Source organism: Nostoc sp. TCL240-02, from assembly GCF_013343235.1.
GTDB lineage: Bacteria > Cyanobacteriota > Cyanobacteriia > Cyanobacteriales > Nostocaceae > Nostoc.
On the sequence record NZ_CP040094.1, the window covers coordinates 783,716 to 805,554 of the forward strand.

Consider the following 21,839-nt stretch of genomic DNA (forward strand, 5'->3'; position numbering starts at 1 on the left):
AATTAGGATTTTGTCTTATCAGTTAATTTAATACCATAACTGGTAAATAATAGTATTGTATTAATTACACAATAAATTGGCTAAAATTCTTGCCTAGTAAAAAATCAGTAATTAATTCTGTTGGAATACTTGTATCATATCTATTTAATTATTTAGCCAAAAAACAATAAGCCTACTTTCACAAGTAGGCTTATTATTTTGTATAACTCTAGACTTCAGCCTGACAGAACTATGTGTTGTAGATTGTTGGGTGTGGATTTCGGGACACAATATTACGGTTACTGATATTCGTGTGCCCCAATATCATATCCAGCACCGACAGGACGAGGTTTACCAAAATAATCATTTTTCAAATTATTCCACTTAAAACCATTATTGATGGACCGACTAGTTCCCTTTATTCTAAAGTCACCACCTGAGGTATTTACAAACTGTGGATCTGCCATAATATCGTTAGGTCCCACAGAAACTACACGAGAACCATTGTTGTTGTATAGGTTATAGTTAAAAGTAGTGTTAGTACTTTTATTATTCGTGCTTATTGGTTTGTTAGGCGCAGAATAAAGGATGTTATTGACAACTTTGATATCACCTGAATAATTACTCATGATTTGCCCGTAATTAATTCCCGCAGTCTGGTTATTCAGATAAGCTGTGTTGTGGACAATATCTACATGGTCGCTGTCATAGGCATGAATGCCCGAACCACCATTTTTATATGAGATATTGTTGGCAATCAAAGTACGTCCTTGATACCCATTATCTCGTGACTTATCAACAATAATACCATTACCGTCTTGGAACTTTCCATTGTAATACCAGGGAACAAACATTTGATTGTTGTAGACTTTGTTTCTGGTAACATACATCTTATAGTTCTGGTTATTATCATAATTCCAATTGTTGAGCAGTGAAATGCCACTAGCCCCGTATGGTGAGTACCAGGCATTATTATATACTTCGTTATTGTCGACTGTTACATAGTCCGATTCAATAACTGAAATACCCCCACCGCCACAATCATGTACCTTGTTGTTGAGAATACGTATGTGGTGGGAACGGCCATTTTTTCGTCCATCTATATTTATGCAGTTTCCACTCGTCAGTGGGTTGGATTTATTGTATTTCTGACTCAGCGCATAACTCAGGGTTATATTGGTATTGTTCCCTGCAACCTCCAGACCATTTATCTCAATATATGAGGCTCCATTCTCAATGGTAATTCCATTCCATCCATTGTGCTGAATTTTTGGCTTGTCTCCAGGATATGCCTTATAGGTAATCCATGAATTGGCCGTTCCAGAGCGTTTAATTACTAGTAACGAGCTATTAGAGCTGGCATTTTTGTATACTCCGTCCATAATAAGTACTGTAGTGCCAGGTCCAGTTAGGTCTGCTGCCCTTTGAATTGTCCTAAAGGCAGATGACGGAGTGAGTCCGCTATTTTTGTCGCTTCCGCTACCACTAACATAGTATGTTGTAGCAGTTGGAACTTGGCTGATCAGTTTGCGATTCGGAAGTGAAATGTTTTGATCGGTGGATAACTGACGAACATCTTTAACTAAAGACTCTGTTATTCTCTGTCCTTGAACCAGACCTGTTAATGCCCAGGGAAGTACAAGAGATGCACCTAAACTGAGAAAGCCTAAACCATGAATCATCATAGGGAAAAATAGGGTATATTGCAAAAACTGAATCGTCAACGGTCAGTAACTCTAGCCTTGGTCAGTAAGTCAGTATTGGATACGGTCGTGTAACTGTCATTTGTAAGTTTATAAACGGTTTATCAGGTTTACACCTGAGCATTTCCACGTAAATATCGCTGAAATGTCTTTCTAGTCAGTGTTTCAAAAATGGCAACCATCTGGTAAAAGTACTGAAAATCCCTCAGTATACAGAGTTATCCCATTAATGAACACTAACCAACCGTACAAATGACATCATTTCCAATTGGACATCATTCTACTGTGTATACGCGGTATCTGTAGTTAAGATAGTATATCTGTCATTAAACAGTTATTTTACTTAAATAATTCTTATGATAATGATAATTAATAAAAGAAAAAAAGTCTTGCAGAACATGCTTTCTGCAATTTTTGCCTTTTGAAATATTCTCATTATCATAAAAAATTAGGCTAATTAAAACAAAGTTTTAAAAGGTATATCAATGGCAAATTCAGAAATTTCAGTGATGGCTTTCGGTTTACGGAATTTAAGGCTCAGTAATAAAACTTAGGATTTTATAAATTTTAGTATAAAATATAAACAATTTAAGAAGCGATCGCAAAAGGCAAGACAGTTCTGTACCCTAGTATTGTCTTATCCTGTGGTCAAATAGGAGTATCTGGGAAGCGTTGGGGAGAGGTGTATTTCATTTACTGGTAAGTGCTGTAGTTTAACTAATACTTACGCGTAAGAGATACTCACTTTTTTTTAAGAGGGATCGAGCTTTCTGGTTTTGAGTGCGTAAGTCCAGTTAATAAAAGAGGTGGTTATGAGAGATGAGTATTGCTCTCTCCCAATGGAATACACCAAGAGCAATCAATCTCTTTGACTACATAGATATTGTAATTTTGGGGACGGAGAAGTTTAACCAACGCCCCCAATTCACATCTGTATATAAAGCTAGAGTCCGAACAAGTTCAGAAGATTAAAGATAACACCGAGAGGGCCAGTTATAGTGTTTATGGTATCGCCAGTCTTAGCGGAACCCGATCTGTTGACTACCACAACATCATTATTGCGGAGTATGGGATTAGTTTGCTCATTAATGCCAGCAGAAAAATCCACTTTCACTATCCGTTTAGTGACAGAACCATTAGGGTTGAGGCGAATCAAATCAACAGCACTGCTGCTAGCTCTGGCATCATTAAATCCGCCAGCTGCCAGTATAGCTTGATTTAAAGAGCTATTCGGCTGAACATCTGTTAAGCCTGGTTTTTTAACTTCGCCTACCACACCAACTTGAATGCGTGTAGGAGACAAAGTAGTGGTAGCTAATTGAGTAGCTTCTGCGGGGTTAATCTCAGTTGCCGTCGGAATAACAATTGTATCTCCGTCTTGCACGATGATGTCTTGACTAGCGTCGCCACTCTGCAATAGTTGCCAAAGATTAATATCTATAGCTTGTTCTGAGCCGGTTCTTGTAAGTCGACGTAGCTTGAGATTACGAACATCAGCCTGTGCTGTAATTCCCCCAGCTAGTTGAATAACCCGTGTCACGTTTGGTAGACCATTGGGATTAGCAGTACCACTGTTAGTTGCTGCGCCCCCCTGAGCATCTGTACTGGCTGGGGTGACAAGATACGAACCGGGACGATTAACTTCACCAATAATTGTTACTGTGCGAGGCGTGGTTTGGCTGGCAGCAAAGTTAGATGCAAATATATTACGAGATTCTGCCACGTTGAAGTTGGTTGCTGTTGGTACAACTATAGTGTCTCCATCACGCAAGGTAATATCTTGTGATAACCTACCTGTTTGGATAAGTTCCTTCAAATTGACGCTAACGGTTTGCTCTGAAGAACGTCCTATTTTACGCCGTAATTGAACTTGAGTCACATCGGCAGCCAAGGTTACCCCCTGTGCTGTTGTCAATGCGGCTAATACAGTGGGATATTGTACACCTGGATTGTTCCCTGCACCTCCGCTCAAACTCAGAGTGTAGGCTCCTGGACGTGTTACCTCTCCGGCAACAAAAACATTGATGGGGCGAGGCGATAACAGATTGACTGAGATCAAGGGACGTTTCAGGAAGCGGGAATATCTTCTAGCAATTTCATCAGCAGCCTGTTCCGTTGTTAGACCGAGGACTGACACACTGCCAATTAAAGGTAGGTTGATTGCTCCACCTGGGGGAACTTGGTATTCTCCTGTATATTCAGGTACTTCAAATACATTTACCCGGATGAGATCGCCGCCTCCTAATGAATAATTAGTATCTAATTGTGTTTGTGTGCTTGGTGTTTGTGTAGTTGGTGGTAATGGTTGTCCCTGAGCTAGACTCGCAAATGGCACAGCGACATTGACAGCACTTAACAAAGCCACACCCACAACTGGCTGAGTTAGGAATTTAAACAAACTTGTGTTAAGCATATTTACCTGAGATTCTGAAACTACAATTAATAAAGTACTGTCTAAACATTTTTATTTTGACTATACCTAAGTATTCAAGTTCCCCAACACTCTTATTTTCCCCGAAAAGTGTAATTTTCCGGAGGAAATTTGTTTATTGAATTTGAATTTTTAGTGAAGTTAATTTAAAGTTGAGCAAACTTGAATATGGAGATTATCAAAAAATATGTGACTTACGCAGATAAACGCAGTTTATATAAAAAATTGTCTGTTATGTAAAGAGGTACTTACGAATAACGCATTTCTACCAAAGTCAATTAAATGACACTTAAACTGTGATTCTAAATATTCTATTATTAGTAATTTTTGCAAAAATTATGAACTTCATTATTGATTAACTACAAATAACCTTGAAAAAGGTGGAAATTTAGTTGTTTGTGAGTTGGATTGAGCAAAAACAAACTCAAAAAGGCGGAAATTTAAAGTTATTTTGTAAATAGATACCACGTAAATACGTTGATTAAACAAATCTAGGATTGAGTATTTGGCAAATCAATTAATTAAGTGAGTTATTTTTTCTTTGAATTTGTTGAATAAAAAACTCTTCTAGGGAGTAACGCGACAAGCTCATGGCAATAATTTTACCTTCCATCAGACGAACACTAGCGAGGAAATCATAGTAATCGTCTTGTAGTGTACCTTGCCAGGAACCATCAGGTTCAAATCTGAGAGTGGGTATCCATTTTTTGAGAATTTCCCAGTCACCGCCTTGACCTTTTACATGATATGTGTTGTCTACGCCTAAAAGTTCATTAAGGGAACCAGAGCAAATTAGTTCACCTTGAGCAAGGATGGCAATGCGATCGCAAATTTGTTCTACTTCACTAAGAACATGGCTATTGAAAAAAATCGTCTTCCCAGCAGCTTTTAGCGCCAGAATAATTTCTCGCATTTGGTAGCGTCCTATAGGATCAAGACCAGACATTGGTTCATCGAGAAAAACCAAATCTGGCTCGTTAATTAGCGCCTGTGCCATACCAACACGCTGTAGCATTCCTTTTGAGTAGCGGCGTAATAGTTTTTTGCAAGCATCAGCTTGGGATAAACCCACTAATTCCAGCAGTTGGGGAATGCGTTGGCGTTGGACACTTTGGGGAATTTGGAATAGTCCAGCAGCTAGCTGCAAAAATTCCCAGCCAGTGAGATAGTCATACAAATAGGGATTTTCTGGCAAATAGCCGATATGTTGCTTAACACTACGATCGCCTATAGGTTTATCCAATAACAATCCCCGTCCAGAAGTGGGATGAATAATTCCCAGCAACAATTTTAAAAGGGTGGTTTTACCAGCACCGTTTGGTCCCAGCAACCCAAAGGTTTCGCCTTTGTAAACTGTTAAAGAACAGTTTTTGAGAGATACGATTTTTTGATTTAGCCAAAAACCAGTGCGATAGACTTTTCGCAACTCAGAAGTTAGGACTACTGGCGGAGTGTCTGACGTATTAAGTTGAGAATCAGGGTCATCTGCAACAGACTTCATCTTGGTTCAACCACTAATTACCAGCTTGGTATTAATTACAAGTTACCTAGTAGGCTGATAATAACCATCACCAAGCCATGTGTCAATTATTGGGGATTGGGGATTGGGAGAATAATGAATGCACCATACTCAACACCCCATTTGACTCGTTTTATAGAACGCCTTTAGAACTGGGAATTAAGCCAGCACGACGGGGATCAATTTCCACTGCTAACCGTGCTGCCCTTGCAAAGGCTTTAAATGTCGCCTCTATAATGTGATGGGAATTAATGCCATCCAGTTGCCGAATGTGCAGTGTCATTTGGCTATGGTTCACGATCGCCACAAAGAATTCGCGCACGAGTTGGGTGTCATAAGTTCCTACACGCTGGGTAGGAATTTGCAAGCCGTAGCTGAGGTGAGGCCGTCCAGAAAAGTCTAGCGCTACCTGAACTAAAGCTTCATCCAATGGCGCAAGAAAATTACCAAAGCGGACAATACCTTTTCTGTCACCTAGTGCTTGGTTGAAAGCTTGACCCAAGGTAATGCCTACATCTTCGTTGGTGTGATGGTCATCAATTTCTAAGTCTCCCTTGGCTTGGACATCTATATCAATCAGACCGTGGGAGGCAATTTGATGCAACATGTGATCTAAAAACGGAATGCCTGTTGCTGCTGTGCAAGTTCCTCTACCATCGAGGTTGATGGTAACTTCCACATCAGTTTCACCAGTGGTACGGCGAACAGTGGCAATCCGAGGGGTTTTTGTTAACTGGTCGTAATTTGAATTAACTTTGCTAATTTGCATTGGGAATGGGGAATGGGGAATGGGGAATGGGGAATGGGGAATGGGGAATGGGGAATGGGGAATGGGGAATGGGGAATGGGGAATTAGCAATGCCCAAATTATCTTACATTCCCATAATTTCATATCCTGCATCTACATATAGAACTTGTCCGGTAATACCACTGGACAAATCACTACACAAGAAAGCGGCAGCGTTGCCGACTTCTAGCTGAGTGACGGTACGGCGTAGGGGAGCTACTTCTTCTACATGATGAATCATATCCAAAATTCCACCCACTGCTGAAGATGCCAAGGTGCGGATGGGGCCTGCGGAGATGGCATTGACGCGGATATTTTGCGGCCCTAGTTCAGCAGCTAGGTAACGCACACTCATTTCTAATCCTGCCTTGGCAACTCCCATAACGTTGTAGTTAGGAATTGCTCTAACACCGCCTAAATATGTCAGCGTGACGATACTACCTCCCTCTGTCATTAAAGGTTTAGCTGCACCACTTAACTGCACCAGCGAGTAGGTACTGATTTCTAAGGCGGTGTTAAAGCCAGAACGAGAGGTTTGGCTAAAATCTCCACTCAAATCGTCTTTGCTGGCAAAAGCCAAACAATGGATGAGGATATCTAACTTCCCCCATTGCTCGCGGATTGTCTCAAAGGTAGATTGAATCTGTTCCTCATCTTGGACATTACAGGGAAGAAATAAGCTTGGATTGAGAGGTTCTACTAACTCCGCGACTTTTTTCTCCATTTTGCCGCGTTCATCCGGCAGATAAGTAATACCCAGGTTTGCTCCGGCTTTATGCAGCTGTTGGGCGATGCCCCAGGCGATCGAGCGGTTATTGGCAATACCTGTAACAAGAGCATTTTTTCCAGTCAGATTCAGCATAGAAATTGTTAATGCGATCGATCATTAGGAGCATACTAGAATCTGAGGCACGTTTTGTCTTTGTTTTATACAGGATTTGCAAAAATGAATATTGAGAAGGGTGTTTGCTGTGACAAAATTCTTGATTTTTCCTAAAGATTTTCTCAAGATATCTTTATTTGTTCTTTAAAAAACCCTTTTTAATACAGCTATTGGAACTACTTATCAACAAGTAGTAGCTGAAAGGATCAACAATTATGTATCATTATAAACAAACAGTTATGAAGTGATTTGTTTGAGTATAGGAAAGTACAGAAAGGTTGACGGTGCTTTATTCATTTTTCGGGTGTATTCTTAGGTAATCAGTTTTTGTTTTTCCGGCATTGGGTAGGGGAAGGGAGATGATCGTGACACAAGATAAAGCCCTAGCAAATGTATTTCGTCAGATGGCGACCGGGGCGTTTCCGCCAGTTGTGGAAACGTTTGAACGCAATAAAACGATCTTTTTTCCTGGCGATCCTGCCGAACGAGTTTATTTTCTTTTGAAAGGTGCTGTTAAACTTTCTAGGGTGTACGAGGCAGGAGAGGAAATAACAGTAGCATTGCTTCGGGAAAATAGTGTTTTTGGTGTTTTGTCATTGCTGACAGGAAATAAGTCGGATAGGTTTTACCATTCGGTTGCATTTACGCCTGTTGAATTACTGTCAGCCCCAATTGAACAAGTAGAGCAAGCACTCAAGGAAAATCCAGAATTATCAATGTTAATGCTGCGGGGTCTGTCTTCGCGCATTTTACAAACAGAGATGATGATTGAAACTCTCGCTCACCGAGATATGGGTTCCAGGTTGGTGAGTTTTTTGTTAATTCTTTGTCGCGATTTTGGCGTTCCTTGTGCTGATGGGATCACTATCGATCTGAAGTTATCTCATCAGGCGATCGCAGAAGCAATTGGTTCAACCCGTGTTACCGTTACTAGGCTACTAGGGGATTTGCGTGAGAAAAAGATGATTTCTATCCACAAAAAGAAGATTACTGTGCATAAACCTGTTACCTTAAGTAGGCAATTCACATAAAATCAATGGAAGAAAGCGGAATCGGCGCGTGTTTGATTTTGAAAGATGACACTAATAGCTAGAGGTAAATCTAAAATTGAGTAATTTCAGCTATTGCCAATTCCCACTTCTTTCCAGACAATGCTTAAAAGTAGTAGGCTGTATCTGGAAGGATTTCGGTAGCTAAAGATGACCACCGGATACATCCTCATCGCAGCAATTTTAATTTTGGGAGGCGTAATTGCCACCGTGGGCGATCGCATCGGCACACGAGTTGGCAAAGCTCGCCTCTCACTTTTTAACCTTCGCCCAAAAAATACTGCTGTCGTGGTAACTATTTTCACGGGCGGTTTGATTTCAGCATCAACGTTAGGAATTTTATTCGCTGCCGACGAAGGCTTGCGAAAGGGAGTCTTTGAATTAGAAGATATTCAAACAGACCTCAGACAAAAGCGGGAACAGCTAAAAACCGCAGAAACTCAGAAAAGTCAGGTAGAAAGCGAGCTAAATCAAGCAAGAGTTGCCCAAACAAAAGCACAACAAGACTTGCAAGCAATTAATCAATCTTTACAAGCGGTCAATGCCAAACAACTCCAAACACAAGCTCAGTTAAACCGCACCATTAGTCAACAAGCCCAAACTCAAACTCAGCTGCAACGCACTCAAGGTCAGCTAGGACAAGTTGTAACTCAGTACCAAAAAGCTATAAATGAGTTGCAAAGCGTTTCTAATCAGAGAAAAGAGCTACAGGCGGCAGTTGAACTATTGAAGACAGAACGACAACGACTGTACGCTGAAGCGAAAAAAGCGATTGACGAAGCCAAAACAGCGATTGAAAAACGCGATCGCGAACTTGCTAACCGTCAAGAAGCCATAGAAGTGCGCGATCGCAAAATTGGCCAACTAGATGAACTAATTCAAAAGCGTAACGTAGAAGTTGCAGCACGAGAGCAAGTAATCGCTAAACGGGAATCGCGCCTCAAAGAATTGGAAGCACAGCAGGAGCAATTAGAACTCGAAGTTGCAAGGCTGGAAAAATATTATCAGTCCTACCGCGACCTACGTCTAGGTAAACTGGCCTTAATTCGCGGTCAAGTTCTGTCTGCTGCTGTAATTCGTGTTAACCAACCTGCTGCTGCTCGTCGGGCAGTGGTACAACTTTTACAAGAAGCCAATCGCAACGCCAACCTCGGATTAAGTGAGCCTGGGGCGAATCCTGCCAATGTAGAGCTACTGCGTGTGACTCAAGATAGGATTGACCAATTGAGCAAGCAGATTAGCGATGGTCAAGAATACGTGGTAAGAATTTTCTCGGCTGGTAATTACGTCAGGGGAGAAAAGCAGATAGAGTTTTTCGCCGATACAGCCCGAAATCAATTGGTTTTTTCGGGAGGCGCAGTGCTAGCTACAACTAGTGCTGATTCCAAAACCATGACATCTTATCAGTTACAGCAACGGCTGGAAATACTAATTTCTGCTTCCCAATTTCGGGCTCGTAATGCCGGAATTGTCGAAGATGTGCAAGTAGAGGGAACTTTCTTGCGCTTTGTTGCCCAATTAAGACAGTATAATCAACCCTTGGAGATCAAAGCGATCGCAGCAGAGGACACTTATACAGCCGGGCCATTGAGAGTAAAATTATTGGCAATAGTTAACGGAAAAATTATTTTTAGTACTTAAAATATTATTTGCACACTGTTATTAGTAAGATTTAAACATATTCAACAGCAGTCAAAATAGTTGCTGTGATTGCATTTATTGATTTCTAATTCTCAATTTTTATTTTTAATTTCTTATGACTTTACGCGAATTTTCACCAACGCAACCAGTCATATTAGGGTTTGATCCAGGTCGAGATAAGTGTGGGTTAGCAGTGATGGGACTGGATCGGCAATTGTATTATCATCAAGTCGTGCTAGCAAAAGAGGCGATCGCTAACATTGAAATACTGCGTCAAAAGTTTCCGATCTCCTTGATGGTGATGGGCGACCAAACTACAGCCAAGCAGTGGAGACAAAAATTATATCAAGAATTGACAGAACCTCTGAGTATTATTTTAGTGGATGAGCGGTACACAACCTTAGAAGCACGCGATCGCTATTGGCAAATGTTCCCACCCAAAGGGCTAACAAAGCTATTGCCACAAGGTCTACGACAGCCTCCAAGACCGATAGATGACATTGTTGCCATTCTCTTAATCGAAAGATACTTAAACCGCCTCACAGAATCAACACTCAGCAGTCAAGAGTGAGGAATTACATCGTTACCCCCTAACTCCTGTACAAACGCGATTAATGAGCCAGCGCGTTGCGGGGGTTCTACCCGTTGTAGCGACTGGCGTCGCGTCTCTCCTAACTCCTAACTTTTAAAGTTCCGCCCGAATCGTAAAAGCATAATCTCCTCCAGGCTCTAGCTGATAATCTTGTTGCTCCAAAAATCGACCAAGGGGTTCTTTGATTAAAGCGCGGCCCTGGGAAGGCTTGACGGCAAGTTCTCCCCGGCGAAAATGCCACTGGAAATGCCACTCAAACTCACCTGCACTCACTTCACCCTCAAGGAAGCCGTGTTGCCAAGATTGGCGAGTGATTCTGACATGGGCAATAGTTTCTGGCAGTCGTCTTTTAGCACTCACAATGCTTTATGTCAAGTGTAGAATAACAGCCGCTCATATTAGGCTGGCTTCTTATTTTATGTACCAAACATAGTCTAAATAGACAAACTGACAAAGTGAGTATTTTTAGTTGAGTGAGAATGGTACTCATGGATAATGCTAGATGTAAAATTTCAGTTGCAAGTCACTCAAACTTCCTTAATCTAAGCGTTTCGTGTCTACATAGCAAATCCTAAATCATTTGTGATAGACAATATCCTCAGTTTCCTAGATAAGTCAGCGATCTCTGACTTCAGTCTATGGGCACAGTGGTAAATAGTAGGAATAGTTTTTGTTAAAGTTTTAGAAATAAGAGTATCCTAGAAACTGTATATCTAACGCTTCTCTCATCAGTGTATTGTGGATTGATTGGAATTTCTTTGAAAGATTTCAGCATAATTACAGCCCGATAAAGCTTAGAGTATTTATATTGCTTTTCTTGGATGTCAAAACGCAGAATATTTTCTAGGGGATGTTCAATAACTTGATTGCCGCGAAGACTTTTACGTTCGATAAAGACCTTATCGATGCTTTTATAGAAGGTGCAGGTAGTTACAGGTGATGTTGCAAAAAAAGCAGCGATCGCCATGATAATTAATATAAATAAACTTAAGAAAAATAGATAATTTCGCTGATTTTGCTCTACAAATAGAGAAGTTTTACCAGAATTGATAAAATCGTTGCTTTTCAAGGTAAATTCTTGATTTTGTTCATAGCTAAGATGGGATAAAAGAGAAAATTCTTTAAATGGAGTCACAATTATCACCTGATAGTTTTTCGACCCTTTGCTGCCAATCTTTGTGAGAATGTATGCTTCGCTGGGATCAAATATTCTGAGTTTCTCCATCCTTCCCAGAAAATTAAAGCGTCTCAATTCACAATTAATTTGGTTTGATGAGAGGCGATCGCAATTGAGACTTACTGAAACAGACTCAAAAAATAAGCAGTAAATCAAGAAGCTTAAACAGACAGTAAAAATGCACCACCCGATGACCCAATATCTGAGTGGTCGATACTTTAGCTGCAATCTAGTATGGGTTTCCTCTACAATTTTCATCAGTGTTTGTGTATAGAATACTTAACCCCTGAGTAGAGTATTCCCTTAGTAGCCCATTCACTTATCACCAAATCTAAGTACTAGGGAGGATTTATGATAAATCGCTCAAAAAGCTTTGACTAGCTGGGATAATTGGGTCAGAAAGCTATAGCTAGAAGTATGGAAACCAAACAGCTAGGAAAAAATGGTGTATTTGTGAGTGCGATTGGTTTGGGTGGTATGCCCATGTCAATCTCTAATCGCCCTTCCGAATCGCAATCAATCGAAGTTATTCATCGGGCTTTGGATTTGGATATTACATTTATTGACACTGCCGACTCTTACTGCAAAGATGAGTCAGAAAAACACCACAACGAGCGACTAATTCACAAGGCGCTTACTAGTTACAAAGGCGATGTTAGCCAAGTAATTGTGGCAACTAAAGGCGGTTTGATGCGTCCCGATGGAAACTGGACAAGCAACGGCAATCCAGAACATTTGCGCGAAACAATTCGAGTCAGTTTTGAGGCGTTAGGTGGTGCTAAACCGATCGATGTTTGGCAATACCACTCACCCGATAGTAAGTACACCATTGAAGAATCCCTTGCGCCAGTGAAAGAAGCAGTGGAGACAGGTTTGATTAGGTTTGTGGGAGTTTCTAACTTTTCCGTTGAACAAATTAAGCGGGCGCAAGATGTAGTAGATATTGTCTCGGTGCAGAATCAATACAGTCCTTGGCAACGACAGCCAGAAAAGGACGGCGTGTTGAAGTATTGCGAACAGCAAAAATTGACATTTTTGCCTTGGAGTCCCTTTGGTGGTAGACGTCGCCATCAGGATTTACAAGATATTCCTGCGATCGCTAACTTAGCCAAAGAAAAAGGTGTGTCAGTATATAATATCGTTCTCGCGTGGTTACGCTCCAAATCGCCCGCTATTTTGCCAATTCCTGGTGCTAGCAAGGTTTCTAGCATTGAAGACTCAGCACAAGCTATTAATGTGAAACTATCTGAAGAAGAAGTACAAAAAATTGATCGAGCAACTTAATCATTTCACTAGCTAACTTAAGTAAGTGAGCGTAAATAATTGTCGTTGGGATAAGGCAATAGGCAATAGGTATAAGGATTTTAGCCTAGTTCATTTCTCTTTACATAGTTTGGTTTTATTGTGCCAACTTACTTAGATTTAGTAAAAGTTGTCAAAGATTTACGCTCACTTTTAGTTAGTTTAATTACTATTCGGGTATTTGATGAAATAAGGTATTGGTAAAGAAAAAGTCTTTCCAAAAACAGGCGATCGCTTAAGCAACCCTGAAACGCGTCATCCGAAGCGTCCCGCTTGGTGGGAGAATAAAAACGAGAAATGATGCAAGCCTGGTGTTGTCCCCAGCCCAAAGGAACTCGTATAAATGTGGAAAAGAATTGTATTAATTTTGCTATTGGTGTTGAGTTTCAGCCTGAGTAATTCTGATATAGCAGCTGCGGCTGGACTTAAAAGCTTTGTAGACACTAGTGATGGCTATCAGTTTTCATATCCTAATGGTTGGCTACAAGTTAAAGTTGCCAACGGGCCAGATGTGGTTTTCCACGATTTGATTGAGGTGTCTGAAAACGTTTCTGTTGTGATTAGCCCAGTTCCGGAAGGCAAAACTTTATCAGAATTGGGAACTCCAACAGAAGTAGGATATAAGTTGGGAAAAGCTGCTCTTGCACCTCCTGACTCTGGTCGTTCAGCTGAATTAGTCAATGCCGCAGAGCGAGAAGTAGACGGTAAAACCTACTACCTTTTAGAGTATGAGGTTAAACTTCCCAATAAACAGCAAAGGCATAACATTGCCAGCGTCGCTGTTAGCCGTGGCAAACTTTTTACCCTCAACGCCTCAATTCCTGAAAAACGCTGGCAGAGAGTTAAAGGAATGATTGATGAGGTTGTAAATTCATTTTCTGTCTATTAATTGGGGAGTGGGGAGCAGAGAGCAGGGGGCAGGGAGCAGGGGGTAGAGGAGCAGGGGAACTATTGATTCTTGAGCCATGCCCAATGCCCAATGCCCAATGCCCCATGTCCCATACCCAATTAACAAGCTTTTTAGAAATCTCATGAAAATTTCACCCTTTGTACTTGCCTCAGCTTCCCCAGCTCGTCGCCGCTTGCTGCAAACTGTTGGTATTGAACCGATAGTTCGAGCTAGTGACTTTGACGAGTCACAAATCCAATTAAGTGAACCAGCAGAATTGGTCAAAACTCTTGCCCAATATAAGGCGGAAACTGTAGCCCCGCAGTTTGAATCAGCTTTGATTATGGGTTGTGATTCAGTTTTGTCCATGAATGGTGAAATTTACGGCAAACCAGCAGATACTTCTGAAGCGATCGCCCGTTGGCAGATAATGCAAGGTAGCTTTGGCGACTTGTATACAGGCCACGCCTTAATTGACCTTGAGCAAAACCGCACTATAGTCAAGTCTCAAGTTACAAGAGTTTACTTTGCTCAAATGAGCGATCGCGCCATTCAAGCATATATTGCAACAGGTGAACCACTCAAGTGTGCTGGAGCCTTTGCCATTGAAGGTTTTGGTAGTTTCTTTGTTGAAAAAATTGAAGGCTGTCACAGCAATGTAATAGGACTAAGTTTACCCCTGCTGCGGCAGATATTAGCGGAATTGGGATACGATGTCACTGATTTCTGGCAATAGTTATTGCGCCAATTGTTAATTTTCAATTGTCAGTTGTTTGGCCACTTTCCAACACCTCTAACAAACTTTTCAACATTAAATAAGCAGAAGTCCCTCCTGGATCTTGATGTCCGATACTTCTTTCCCCCAGATAGCTAGCCCGTCCCTTTTTGGCCTGCATAGGTATAGTTTCTTGTAACCCCTTTTGGGCTGTTGCTACAGCCTGTTGCATCGCTTCCAGCGTTCCCTTACTTTCTCCTACAGCTTGCCCAAAAGCGACTACAGCCGGAGATAGCACATCCACCATTGTTTTGTCTCCTATTTGCGCTTTGCCACGTTGCAGCACGCCGTCTAAGCCTGCCTGGAATAGCCTTAACACATCTTGTTCTGTTAATTCTTGCTTATCTACTACTGCTGTACTAGCTCGTAAAAACCAGGTTCCATAAAGAGGGCCACTAGCACCGCCAATGGAAGAAATCAAGGTCATACTCACAGCTTTGAGAATGTTGCTGATGTCCTTGTCTCTAAGAGTTAGTAACTGAGTACTTACCTTTTTAAAGCCGCGATCCATATTTATACCGTGGTCAGCATCTCCGATCGCAGCATCTAATTCTGTCAAATATGCTTTATTCTGCTCTATCTCGGTTGCATAAGCCTGCAACCATTGTAATATCTGCGCCTGACTCAACATAATTCGTAATTCGTAATGACGCTCGAATACTCGCTAATGTAATTATGAAATTCCCCAGCACCAACTTGGTGTTTTGACTGGTGCATCCCATAACCGGATCATTTCATCATCTAATTTCAGCAGGGTGATGGAGCAACCTTGCATTTCTAAAGATGTGATATAAGGGCCAATTAAGTTTCGCACAATTTGCAATCCTTGCTGTTCGCAAATTTGGGCAAGTTTGCGGTAAACAATATACAGTTCAGAAATTGGGGTTCCACCCATACTATTGACAAAAGCTAATAAGCGATCGCCTTTGGCAAATGGGAGATTTATTAGTTCTACATCTACCCATTTTCCTTTGTCTTCATCCCACTCGCGCAGTGTGCGGCTGTATGCTGCATCTTCAATTAGCGATCGCGTTAAAATTTCAGTAATCTCGTCTACTGATTTAATGGCTGTGCGTTCTGTTCCTGGCTCACCGTGGATACCGATACCTAATTCGATTTCGCGATCGCTCAATGCAAATGTCGGCGTTCCATTAGCTGGTACTGTACAAGATGTTAGAGCAATTCCCATACTCCGCCCATTCAGATTTATTCGGCGACATAAACTTGCTATTTGTGGCAAATCATACCCAGCCTCAGCCGCCGCGCCACAAATTTTTTCCGCTAGGATTGTTGTTCCTACACCCCGCCGCCCTTGAGTATAGAGGCTATCCTTAACTGCTACGTCGTCATCAATTAAAATATTTAGCGATCGAATGCCCTCAGCACGGGCTAACTCCGTTGCCATCTCAAAGTTCATGACATCGCCACTGTAATTTTTGACGATATAAAGAATACCAGAGCCTCCATCTACTCGTTTGGCTGCTTCTAGCATTTGGTCGGGAGTAGGGGAAGTGAAAACCTCACCAGGACAAGCTGCATCAAGCATTCCTTTGCCTACGAAGCCAGCGTGCATGGGTTCATGTCCACTGCCACCACCAGAAATAATTGCTACTTTACCCTTTATCGGTGCATCGGCTCGATAGACAAATGCGGGATCGTAGTTCAGTTTAATTAAATCGGAATGAGCCGCCGCCATACCTTCTAGACTTTCCCGCACAAAGTCTTCTGGCTTATTGATCAGCTTTTTCATAATCCGTGTTTGGGTAAAAGGGTGCTAAAACTCAGGTTATAGCGATCGCTGGTTTCTATGCAATACAGTCTGACCTCTCTCTAAATCTCTCTCCTAAAAGGAGAGAGACTTTGAAATTTCCACCTTCCCGCGTCGGGAAGGGGGTTAGGTTTCTCGTGGGTTTTGCTATATAATCGAATAATTATAAATTATTTGGTCAATTCAAAGATTCCATTAACTCAATACACTTGTGCATCTGCTGGCGCATGGTTTCCCGATCTGCATGAAACCTTCGTCCATGACCTGGTAGCACCCATTCAAAAGAGTAATTAGCCAAATTACGCATCGATTTAGTCTGTTCTGACCAAGAATACCAGCAGAAATCATGGAATGCAGCCAGCTGGTGCAAGCCTTCTGACCAAGCCAGATGATCGCCAGTGAACAGAAACTTATTTTGATAAAGTAGAACAGTTTGCCCTTTGGTGTGACCGGGAACTGGGATAATTAATAAATCTGGAGTCAAGGTAAATGGTTCAGAACTAGTTAGCTGTATTTCTACATTGCGAGTATCCGCAGTAATATCATCAGCATGAAGGATGCGATCGCACTGAAAATGCTCGGCAAACTTTTGATGATCTGCCACATCATCCTTATGAGTTAGATACATATAGCGAATTGGTCCCAGTTCTTCTAAACGCTTGACTAAAGGCGGCGTAAACCGGGGTGAATCCACTAAAATGTTACCTTCTGGAAGTTGAATTAAATAGCTAGCAGCACCGTAAGATTTTTCAGAATGATAGCCGCAGTGGTAAACATTTTCTGCTACTAATATCGGAAACTGTTGTTGAGCATCTTTAATATCTTTTGGCTTTTCAACTGTGCCAATAGAACTAGTAGGACAAGCTAAAAGTGCTTCAAGCGCTGCTAATCTTTCTGTATCATTCGTTGGTTGATGATAAACCGCCGACTGTTCATCTACACGAGAAAACACTTCAGGAGTCATCCAGCGACAGGTATCACAATCAATACAGGTAGTATCTACATAAAAATCGCCGTTGACATTTTGGGAGCGACGCTGATTTAAATGAGCCATATTAATCCTTTTGCTTCCAGCCGCTTACTGGAGAGCAATAAATCCTATATCACTACGCTAGCAAAAGTGACTTGAGATTGTAGATGCCACTAGAAGTAAATCTGCTCAAAAATATAAAGACTCGTGAAACCCAGTAAGCATAAATATGGTCTTGACTTATGTAAAAATGAACTTGGTCAAAAATCATACTCTGGGCTGATCATCTAAATGAGCAGTAATAGTCAAATCAAAATTCTGTTTTTAGCAGCAGATCCCAGTAATGCTACACGATTACGCTTGGGGCAAGAGTTACGTGATATTCGTGAGAGGCTGCAATTAGCAAAAGAGCGAGATAGATTTATTCTAGACTCGCGTGAATCTGTACGTCCAGGAGATATCAGCCAGGCTATATTCGATGTTGAACCGCAGATTGTGCATTTTTCTGGACATGGAACCAGTACAGGGGAGCTTTGCTTTGAAGATTTACTCGGAGAATCCCAGCCTGTACAACCGGATGCCCTAGCGGCGTTATTTGAATTGGCAGCCGATCAAATAAATTGTGTGGTGTTGAATGCTTGCTATTCCGAAGCTCAAGCAAAAGCTATTGGAGAACATATTCCTTTTGTCATTGGCATGAATAAAGCAATTGGAGATCAAGTCGCGATCGCTTTTGCTGTTGGTTTTTACAAAGCATTGGCAGCAAGGCGGACAATAGATCAGGCTTACAAGTTCGGTTGTGTCGAAATTAGGTTGCAAGGCATTGCAGAACATTTAACTCCAGTTCTATACACTAAACAAAACTCAGTGTCTTTAGTCTCAGAGGTACAGCAGATAGCCTCGAACAAATCAACTGGAGTACCAAATTCATCGTCGGCTATTTTAAATGCAAGACAAAGGCAGCGATTGCAGCAGCAACTAGACACCCTTCAAGCTGAATGGAATCTCAGGAACAAGAAGCTTAAGCAGATACAGGAAGCTCTTGCTATTGAGACAAATGTGGCTGTTAAGTTTCAATTAGAACACCAACGTCAAGATGAAGAGGCTCAACTAGAAAGTCTTGCTAATGAACTAGACAAAATTGAGCAGATATTACAGTAAATTAGTCAAAGAATTAGACAATGCCCACCGTTCAACTTTTACTTAATAAGGTCGAGAGGTTACAAGAAAAATCTGAGGGGTTTCACGAAGAATGGAAACAGCGTAATGATAAGGTAAAGCGACTACGCACAAGTTTAGCAATTGAAACCAGCATATCCGTAAAGATTCAGTTAGAACAGCAAATTAAGGAAGAGGATGTTCAGCTTAAGAGCTTGGATGAAAAGCTTCAAGAACTGGAAGAGGAGATTGAACAGGCTAAAAACCTTCTTATTAGAAATAAACAACAGAATGTAGCAAAATCTATTAGTGACGAACTTTTTAAGCGAGAAACACTTTACAAAGTTTTATTAGGACTAGATTATATTGACCATGTGCGCTTATTCCGGAGCTTTCTGAAAACAAAACAAGCTGCCGCTTTTGTAATTCATGGCTCTCCAGAAGATACAGAGTATAGTTTACAACTACTTTTGAAGCGCCTGCTAGGTGTGATGGAGGGAAAGACAAATTTTCCACTACTAAAAACAAAGTTATCTTGTAGAGTTCGTAAGCGAGATGTCAGTACGCTATGGCGACAGTTAGCAAGTGAATTTGGTGCTAATTATAATGATTCACCTGATGTAATTGCTGTTAAACTTTGCGAAAGATTGCAAACAGAGCATGTTATTTTGCTATTCGACAATATAGAGCTTTTGATTGACATCAATCAATTCATTCAAGATTTATGGCTACCTTTAGTGAAAGTAGTAAAAAAACATCTATCTCAGACAAACAGTTGCCAGTTGTTGATGTTTTTAGTTGACTACAACGGTAGTGTTAGCAATTTAACTTTTGAGTGCATCGAGAAATATACTGCAACTTGGGAACCTCATGTTCCTATTCGATTACCAATGGTGTCCCAATTTTCAGTGGATGTATTAACTGAGTGGGTTAAGTCTTTAGTCGAGGATCTGCCTGATGAATTTATTAACCAAGAAGATTATGTGCAATACACAGTTAAGTTTATTTTGCAAAATGGTAATCATGGAGTTCCCGATCTAGTCATGAAACGTATCTGCGACATTTGGGGTTGTGATTTGGAAGAAGAGGGAACGAGAAGATGGTTGGAACTCTAGACAGAAAACGACTGAAATATACAGGTAAGGTACGGCCCAAGCCAGGAGAGGAAGACCCAGAGACGGGGCAAATTTTGTATCCCTACCTGCCTAGTGAGAAATTGGTAGAGGCTGTGAATTTAGCGATCGCCCTCGAACGCCCCTTACTATTAAAGGGAGAACCAGGATGCGGCAAGACAAAATTGGCTCGTGCAGTGGCTTATGAACTGGGTTTACCTTATGAAGCTTGGTACATTAAATCTACCAGTCGAGCGCGGGATGGTCTTTATACTTATGATGCCGTTGGCAGGTTGCGGGATGCTCAACTTGCTGCTTCCAAAATAGATGAAGAAGCCGCAGTCAAAGCAAAAAATGCTGATGCCTATGTAGAGTTGGGTCCGTTAGGACGTGCCTTTCGCAACGAGCAGCCAACTGTGGTTTTGATTGATGAAATGGATAAAGCTGACATCGACTTTCCTAACGACCTGCTATTAGAGCTTGATGAGCAAAGGTTTGAAGTCACAGAAGTAAAACAAAACAGTCCGCTCAAGAAAATTCAAGCGAAAGCGACACCAATTGTTTTTATCACCAGTAACGATGAGAAAGACTTGCCTGATGCTTTCTTACGTCGTTGTTTATTTCACTATGTCAAATTCCCTGAACGTCAGCAGTTAATCGAGATTGTTAAAACTCGATTTACAGTTTCACCCTTGGAATTAGTGGACGCGATTATTGATCGCTTTTTAGAACTGCGTGAAGAAATGCGACGGGACAAGGGCGAAGCAGGCAAAAAGGTCAGTACCAGCGAACTGATGGATTGGGTGCGGATTCTTAGTCATCATCAAGATGATGAAATTCTCAGCAAGTTAAAAACAGAACTCTTGTATCCTGGGGTGTTGCTGAAGAGTTGGGATGATTATCGCCGTTATGGTGAACAAATCCGTACCCAGCCAGAAGCATGAAGATAGAAGCTCCCCATGAAGAACTACCACTGCTTGAGCTTTTTACACGACTACGCGAGGCAGGCTTACCCTTGGGGATCGATGAATACCGCCTTGTTTTGAAAGCTTTACAGGAAGGCTTTGGCACGACTGACCAAGAAGCGTTAGTAGAATTGTGCCGTACCTTGTGGGTAAAATCCCAGGATGAAGAACACCTCTTCAACTATCACTTTCAACAGGTAATAACAGAACCTTATCCTCTAAAACCTTCTCTTACAAGGCAAGAAGAGAAAACTACTTTCTCCCCATCTCCCGAAGTACAACAAGCGTTAGAAAGTCAGGGTAATTATTCACCTGAGCTACCCAATACAACACCTGCCACTGTACCCGTTTCATCGGAATTAATGGAAGTACAGGATGAGATGCAAGTAGCTGAAGCAGTACAGATTACTACTCAAAACAATGAGGAAATTACTGTTAATCGCTTCACCGAAACTGATGAGTATTTTCCAGTGACGCGGCGGCAGATGAAACAAAGCTGGCGGCATTTACGCCGAATGGTACGCCAAGGTTTGCCCACAGAGTTAGACATAGAGGCAACTATTGAGCAAGTGGTACGGCAGGGGGTTTTGCTAGAGCCTGTACTGATGCCCAGTCGGGTGAATAGAACTGAACTACTATTGCTGATTGACCATAAGGGATCGATGGTTCCCTTTCACGGACTATCCCAGCGATTAGCCCAGACAGCATTACGAGGCGGACGCTTAGGAAAAGCTAGTATTTACTACTTTCACAATTGCCCAACTAAATATCTTTACCATGACCAGACGCGGCAAAAAGCCGAACCTGTCATAGATTTTCTAGCTAAGTTGCGTCCAGAGCGTTCTGCTGTTTTAATTTTTAGTGATGGGGGAGCAGCACGGGGCGGTTTTAGTCTAGAACGCTTGGAGTTAACCCAAAAATTTTTAGACGAGTTGAAACAGCGATCGCGTTATATTGCATGGCTGAATCCAATGGCAACAGAGCGCTGGTTTGGCACAACAGCAGGAGAAATTGCCCGTTTAGTGCCGATGTTTGAAGTTAGCCGACAGGGTTTTGATGGTGCGATCGATGTGTTGCGGGGACGAGCAAGCAAGGCACAATTAAAGTATGGGCTGTAATTAATCTAACTGGGAGTACTT

The 21,839-nt window shown here is 41.5% G+C and carries 20 protein-coding genes; 10 read left to right on the forward strand and 10 right to left on the reverse strand.

The window, feature by feature from the left end; genetic code table 11:
• Positions 1 to 278: 278 nt before the first annotated feature.
• From FBB35_RS03485 to fabI, 5 genes are all read right to left on the reverse strand, one after another.
• Entirely contained in the window at positions 279 to 1,703 is a 1,425-nt protein-coding gene (locus FBB35_RS03485) for a right-handed parallel beta-helix repeat-containing protein (RefSeq protein WP_254625808.1), read from the reverse strand.
• Between the two features lie 922 nt (positions 1,704 to 2,625).
• Complete coding sequence (locus FBB35_RS03490; protein ID WP_174708497.1) at positions 2,626 to 4,095, reverse strand: SLBB domain-containing protein; 1,470 nt, start codon at positions 4,093 to 4,095, stop codon at positions 2,626 to 2,628.
• 535 nt (positions 4,096 to 4,630) lie between these two features.
• Entirely contained in the window at positions 4,631 to 5,614 is a 984-nt protein-coding gene (locus FBB35_RS03495; protein ID WP_174708498.1) for an ABC transporter ATP-binding protein, read from the reverse strand.
• A 151-nt stretch (positions 5,615 to 5,765) separates the two neighbouring features.
• Positions 5,766 to 6,401: an imidazoleglycerol-phosphate dehydratase HisB gene (hisB, locus tag FBB35_RS03500; RefSeq protein ID WP_174708499.1), complete on the reverse strand. Its 636-nt coding sequence runs from the start codon at positions 6,399 to 6,401 to the stop codon at positions 5,766 to 5,768.
• A gap of 103 nt (positions 6,402 to 6,504) precedes the next feature.
• The gene (gene fabI, locus FBB35_RS03505) at positions 6,505 to 7,281 is read right to left on the reverse strand and encodes an enoyl-ACP reductase FabI (RefSeq protein WP_174708500.1); all 777 of its coding nucleotides are present in this window, start codon (positions 7,279 to 7,281) and stop codon (positions 6,505 to 6,507) included.
• A 380-nt stretch (positions 7,282 to 7,661) separates the two neighbouring features.
• On the opposite strand from fabI, the gene ntcA reads away from it, so the two are divergent.
• The 3 genes from ntcA (at position 7,662) to FBB35_RS03520 (ending at position 10,563) form a co-directional block, all read left to right on the forward strand.
• Entirely contained in the window at positions 7,662 to 8,333 is a 672-nt protein-coding gene (gene ntcA, locus FBB35_RS03510; RefSeq protein WP_008233817.1) for a global nitrogen regulator NtcA, read from the forward strand.
• 168 nt (positions 8,334 to 8,501) lie between these two features.
• On the forward strand, positions 8,502 to 9,992 hold the full coding sequence (locus tag FBB35_RS03515) for a DUF3084 domain-containing protein (RefSeq protein ID WP_174708501.1): 1,491 nt from the start codon (positions 8,502 to 8,504) through the stop codon (positions 9,990 to 9,992).
• A gap of 115 nt (positions 9,993 to 10,107) precedes the next feature.
• Entirely contained in the window at positions 10,108 to 10,563 is a 456-nt protein-coding gene (locus FBB35_RS03520) for a pre-16S rRNA-processing nuclease YqgF (protein WP_174708502.1), read from the forward strand.
• Between the two features lie 114 nt (positions 10,564 to 10,677).
• Here the strand turns inward: FBB35_RS03520 and FBB35_RS03525 are convergent, their stop codons facing one another.
• Positions 10,678 to 10,944: a DUF3146 family protein gene (locus FBB35_RS03525; protein WP_012411764.1), complete on the reverse strand. Its 267-nt coding sequence runs from the start codon at positions 10,942 to 10,944 to the stop codon at positions 10,678 to 10,680.
• 313 nt (positions 10,945 to 11,257) lie between these two features.
• Positions 11,258 to 12,019, reverse strand: coding sequence for a hypothetical protein (locus FBB35_RS34255; RefSeq protein ID WP_254625809.1), 762 nt, complete (start codon positions 12,017 to 12,019; stop codon positions 11,258 to 11,260).
• A gap of 159 nt (positions 12,020 to 12,178) precedes the next feature.
• On the opposite strand from FBB35_RS34255, the gene FBB35_RS03535 reads away from it, so the two are divergent.
• From FBB35_RS03535 to FBB35_RS03545, 3 genes are all read left to right on the forward strand, one after another.
• Positions 12,179 to 13,045 carry an aldo/keto reductase gene (locus FBB35_RS03535; RefSeq protein WP_174708503.1) on the forward strand — a complete coding sequence of 289 codons (867 nt, stop codon included), beginning with the start codon at positions 12,179 to 12,181 and terminating at the stop codon, positions 13,043 to 13,045.
• Between the two features lie 361 nt (positions 13,046 to 13,406).
• A complete protein-coding gene (gene psbP / locus FBB35_RS03540) occupies positions 13,407 to 13,952 on the forward strand; it encodes a photosystem II reaction center PsbP (protein ID WP_174708504.1) in 546 nt (181 codons plus the stop codon).
• 142 nt (positions 13,953 to 14,094) lie between these two features.
• The gene (locus FBB35_RS03545) at positions 14,095 to 14,688 is read left to right on the forward strand and encodes a nucleoside triphosphate pyrophosphatase (RefSeq protein WP_174708505.1); all 594 of its coding nucleotides are present in this window, start codon (positions 14,095 to 14,097) and stop codon (positions 14,686 to 14,688) included.
• A 22-nt stretch (positions 14,689 to 14,710) separates the two neighbouring features.
• Here FBB35_RS03545 and dhaL read toward each other — a convergent pair whose 3' ends face one another.
• The 3 genes from dhaL to FBB35_RS03560 form a co-directional block, all read right to left on the reverse strand.
• Positions 14,711 to 15,358, reverse strand: coding sequence for a dihydroxyacetone kinase subunit DhaL (dhaL, locus tag FBB35_RS03550; RefSeq protein WP_174708506.1), 648 nt, complete (start codon positions 15,356 to 15,358; stop codon positions 14,711 to 14,713).
• Positions 15,359 to 15,400: 42 nt separating this feature from the next.
• Positions 15,401 to 16,477, reverse strand: coding sequence for a dihydroxyacetone kinase subunit DhaK (gene dhaK / locus FBB35_RS03555; RefSeq protein WP_174708507.1), 1,077 nt, complete (start codon positions 16,475 to 16,477; stop codon positions 15,401 to 15,403).
• Positions 16,478 to 16,673: 196 nt separating this feature from the next.
• Positions 16,674 to 17,549, reverse strand: coding sequence for an MBL fold metallo-hydrolase (locus FBB35_RS03560; protein WP_174708508.1), 876 nt, complete (start codon positions 17,547 to 17,549; stop codon positions 16,674 to 16,676).
• Positions 17,550 to 17,756: 207 nt separating this feature from the next.
• On the opposite strand from FBB35_RS03560, the gene FBB35_RS03565 reads away from it, so the two are divergent.
• Genes FBB35_RS03565 through FBB35_RS03580 form a run of 4 tightly spaced genes read left to right on the forward strand, consistent with a single transcriptional unit; the run spans position 17,757 to position 21,818 of the window.
• Positions 17,757 to 18,626: a CHAT domain-containing protein gene (locus FBB35_RS03565; RefSeq protein WP_174708509.1), complete on the forward strand. Its 870-nt coding sequence runs from the start codon at positions 17,757 to 17,759 to the stop codon at positions 18,624 to 18,626.
• A 20-nt stretch (positions 18,627 to 18,646) separates the two neighbouring features.
• Positions 18,647 to 19,738: a hypothetical protein gene (locus tag FBB35_RS03570; protein ID WP_174708510.1), complete on the forward strand. Its 1,092-nt coding sequence runs from the start codon at positions 18,647 to 18,649 to the stop codon at positions 19,736 to 19,738.
• Positions 19,723 to 20,679 carry a MoxR family ATPase gene (locus tag FBB35_RS03575; protein WP_174708511.1) on the forward strand — a complete coding sequence of 319 codons (957 nt, stop codon included), beginning with the start codon at positions 19,723 to 19,725 and terminating at the stop codon, positions 20,677 to 20,679. The genes FBB35_RS03570 and FBB35_RS03575 overlap by 16 nt, the downstream gene beginning before the upstream one ends.
• Positions 20,676 to 21,818 carry a hypothetical protein gene (locus tag FBB35_RS03580; protein ID WP_174708512.1) on the forward strand — a complete coding sequence of 381 codons (1,143 nt, stop codon included), beginning with the start codon at positions 20,676 to 20,678 and terminating at the stop codon, positions 21,816 to 21,818. Before FBB35_RS03575 ends, FBB35_RS03580 begins: the two co-directional genes overlap by 4 nt.
• The last annotated feature ends 21 nt before the right edge of the window (positions 21,819 to 21,839 follow it).

What these genes read in the sequence shown, in the direction of transcription:
- FBB35_RS03490 (WP_174708497.1), bottom strand. Translation starts at nt 4,095, where the DNA reads ATGCTTAACACAAGTTTGTTTAAATTCCTAACTCAGCCAGTTGTGGGT.
- FBB35_RS03495 (WP_174708498.1), bottom strand. Translation starts at nt 5,614, where the DNA reads ATGAAGTCTGTTGCAGATGACCCTGATTCTCAACTTAATACGTCAGAC.
- hisB (WP_174708499.1), bottom strand. Translation starts at nt 6,401, where the DNA reads ATGCAAATTAGCAAAGTTAATTCAAATTACGACCAGTTAACAAAAACC.
- fabI (WP_174708500.1), bottom strand. Translation starts at nt 7,281, where the DNA reads ATGCTGAATCTGACTGGAAAAAATGCTCTTGTTACAGGTATTGCCAAT.
- ntcA (WP_008233817.1), top strand. Translation starts at nt 7,662, where the DNA reads ATGATCGTGACACAAGATAAAGCCCTAGCAAATGTATTTCGTCAGATG.
- FBB35_RS03515 (WP_174708501.1), top strand. Translation starts at nt 8,502, where the DNA reads ATGACCACCGGATACATCCTCATCGCAGCAATTTTAATTTTGGGAGGC.
- FBB35_RS03520 (WP_174708502.1), top strand. Translation starts at nt 10,108, where the DNA reads ATGACTTTACGCGAATTTTCACCAACGCAACCAGTCATATTAGGGTTT.
- FBB35_RS34255 (WP_254625809.1), bottom strand. Translation starts at nt 12,019, where the DNA reads ATGAAAATTGTAGAGGAAACCCATACTAGATTGCAGCTAAAGTATCGA.
- FBB35_RS03535 (WP_174708503.1), top strand. Translation starts at nt 12,179, where the DNA reads ATGGAAACCAAACAGCTAGGAAAAAATGGTGTATTTGTGAGTGCGATT.
- psbP (WP_174708504.1), top strand. Translation starts at nt 13,407, where the DNA reads ATGTGGAAAAGAATTGTATTAATTTTGCTATTGGTGTTGAGTTTCAGC.
- FBB35_RS03545 (WP_174708505.1), top strand. Translation starts at nt 14,095, where the DNA reads ATGAAAATTTCACCCTTTGTACTTGCCTCAGCTTCCCCAGCTCGTCGC.
- dhaL (WP_174708506.1), bottom strand. Translation starts at nt 15,358, where the DNA reads ATGTTGAGTCAGGCGCAGATATTACAATGGTTGCAGGCTTATGCAACC.
- dhaK (WP_174708507.1), bottom strand. Translation starts at nt 16,477, where the DNA reads ATGAAAAAGCTGATCAATAAGCCAGAAGACTTTGTGCGGGAAAGTCTA.
- FBB35_RS03560 (WP_174708508.1), bottom strand. Translation starts at nt 17,549, where the DNA reads ATGGCTCATTTAAATCAGCGTCGCTCCCAAAATGTCAACGGCGATTTT.
- FBB35_RS03565 (WP_174708509.1), top strand. Translation starts at nt 17,757, where the DNA reads ATGAGCAGTAATAGTCAAATCAAAATTCTGTTTTTAGCAGCAGATCCC.
- FBB35_RS03570 (WP_174708510.1), top strand. Translation starts at nt 18,647, where the DNA reads ATGCCCACCGTTCAACTTTTACTTAATAAGGTCGAGAGGTTACAAGAA.
- FBB35_RS03575 (WP_174708511.1), top strand. Translation starts at nt 19,723, where the DNA reads ATGGTTGGAACTCTAGACAGAAAACGACTGAAATATACAGGTAAGGTA.
- FBB35_RS03580 (WP_174708512.1), top strand. Translation starts at nt 20,676, where the DNA reads ATGAAGATAGAAGCTCCCCATGAAGAACTACCACTGCTTGAGCTTTTT.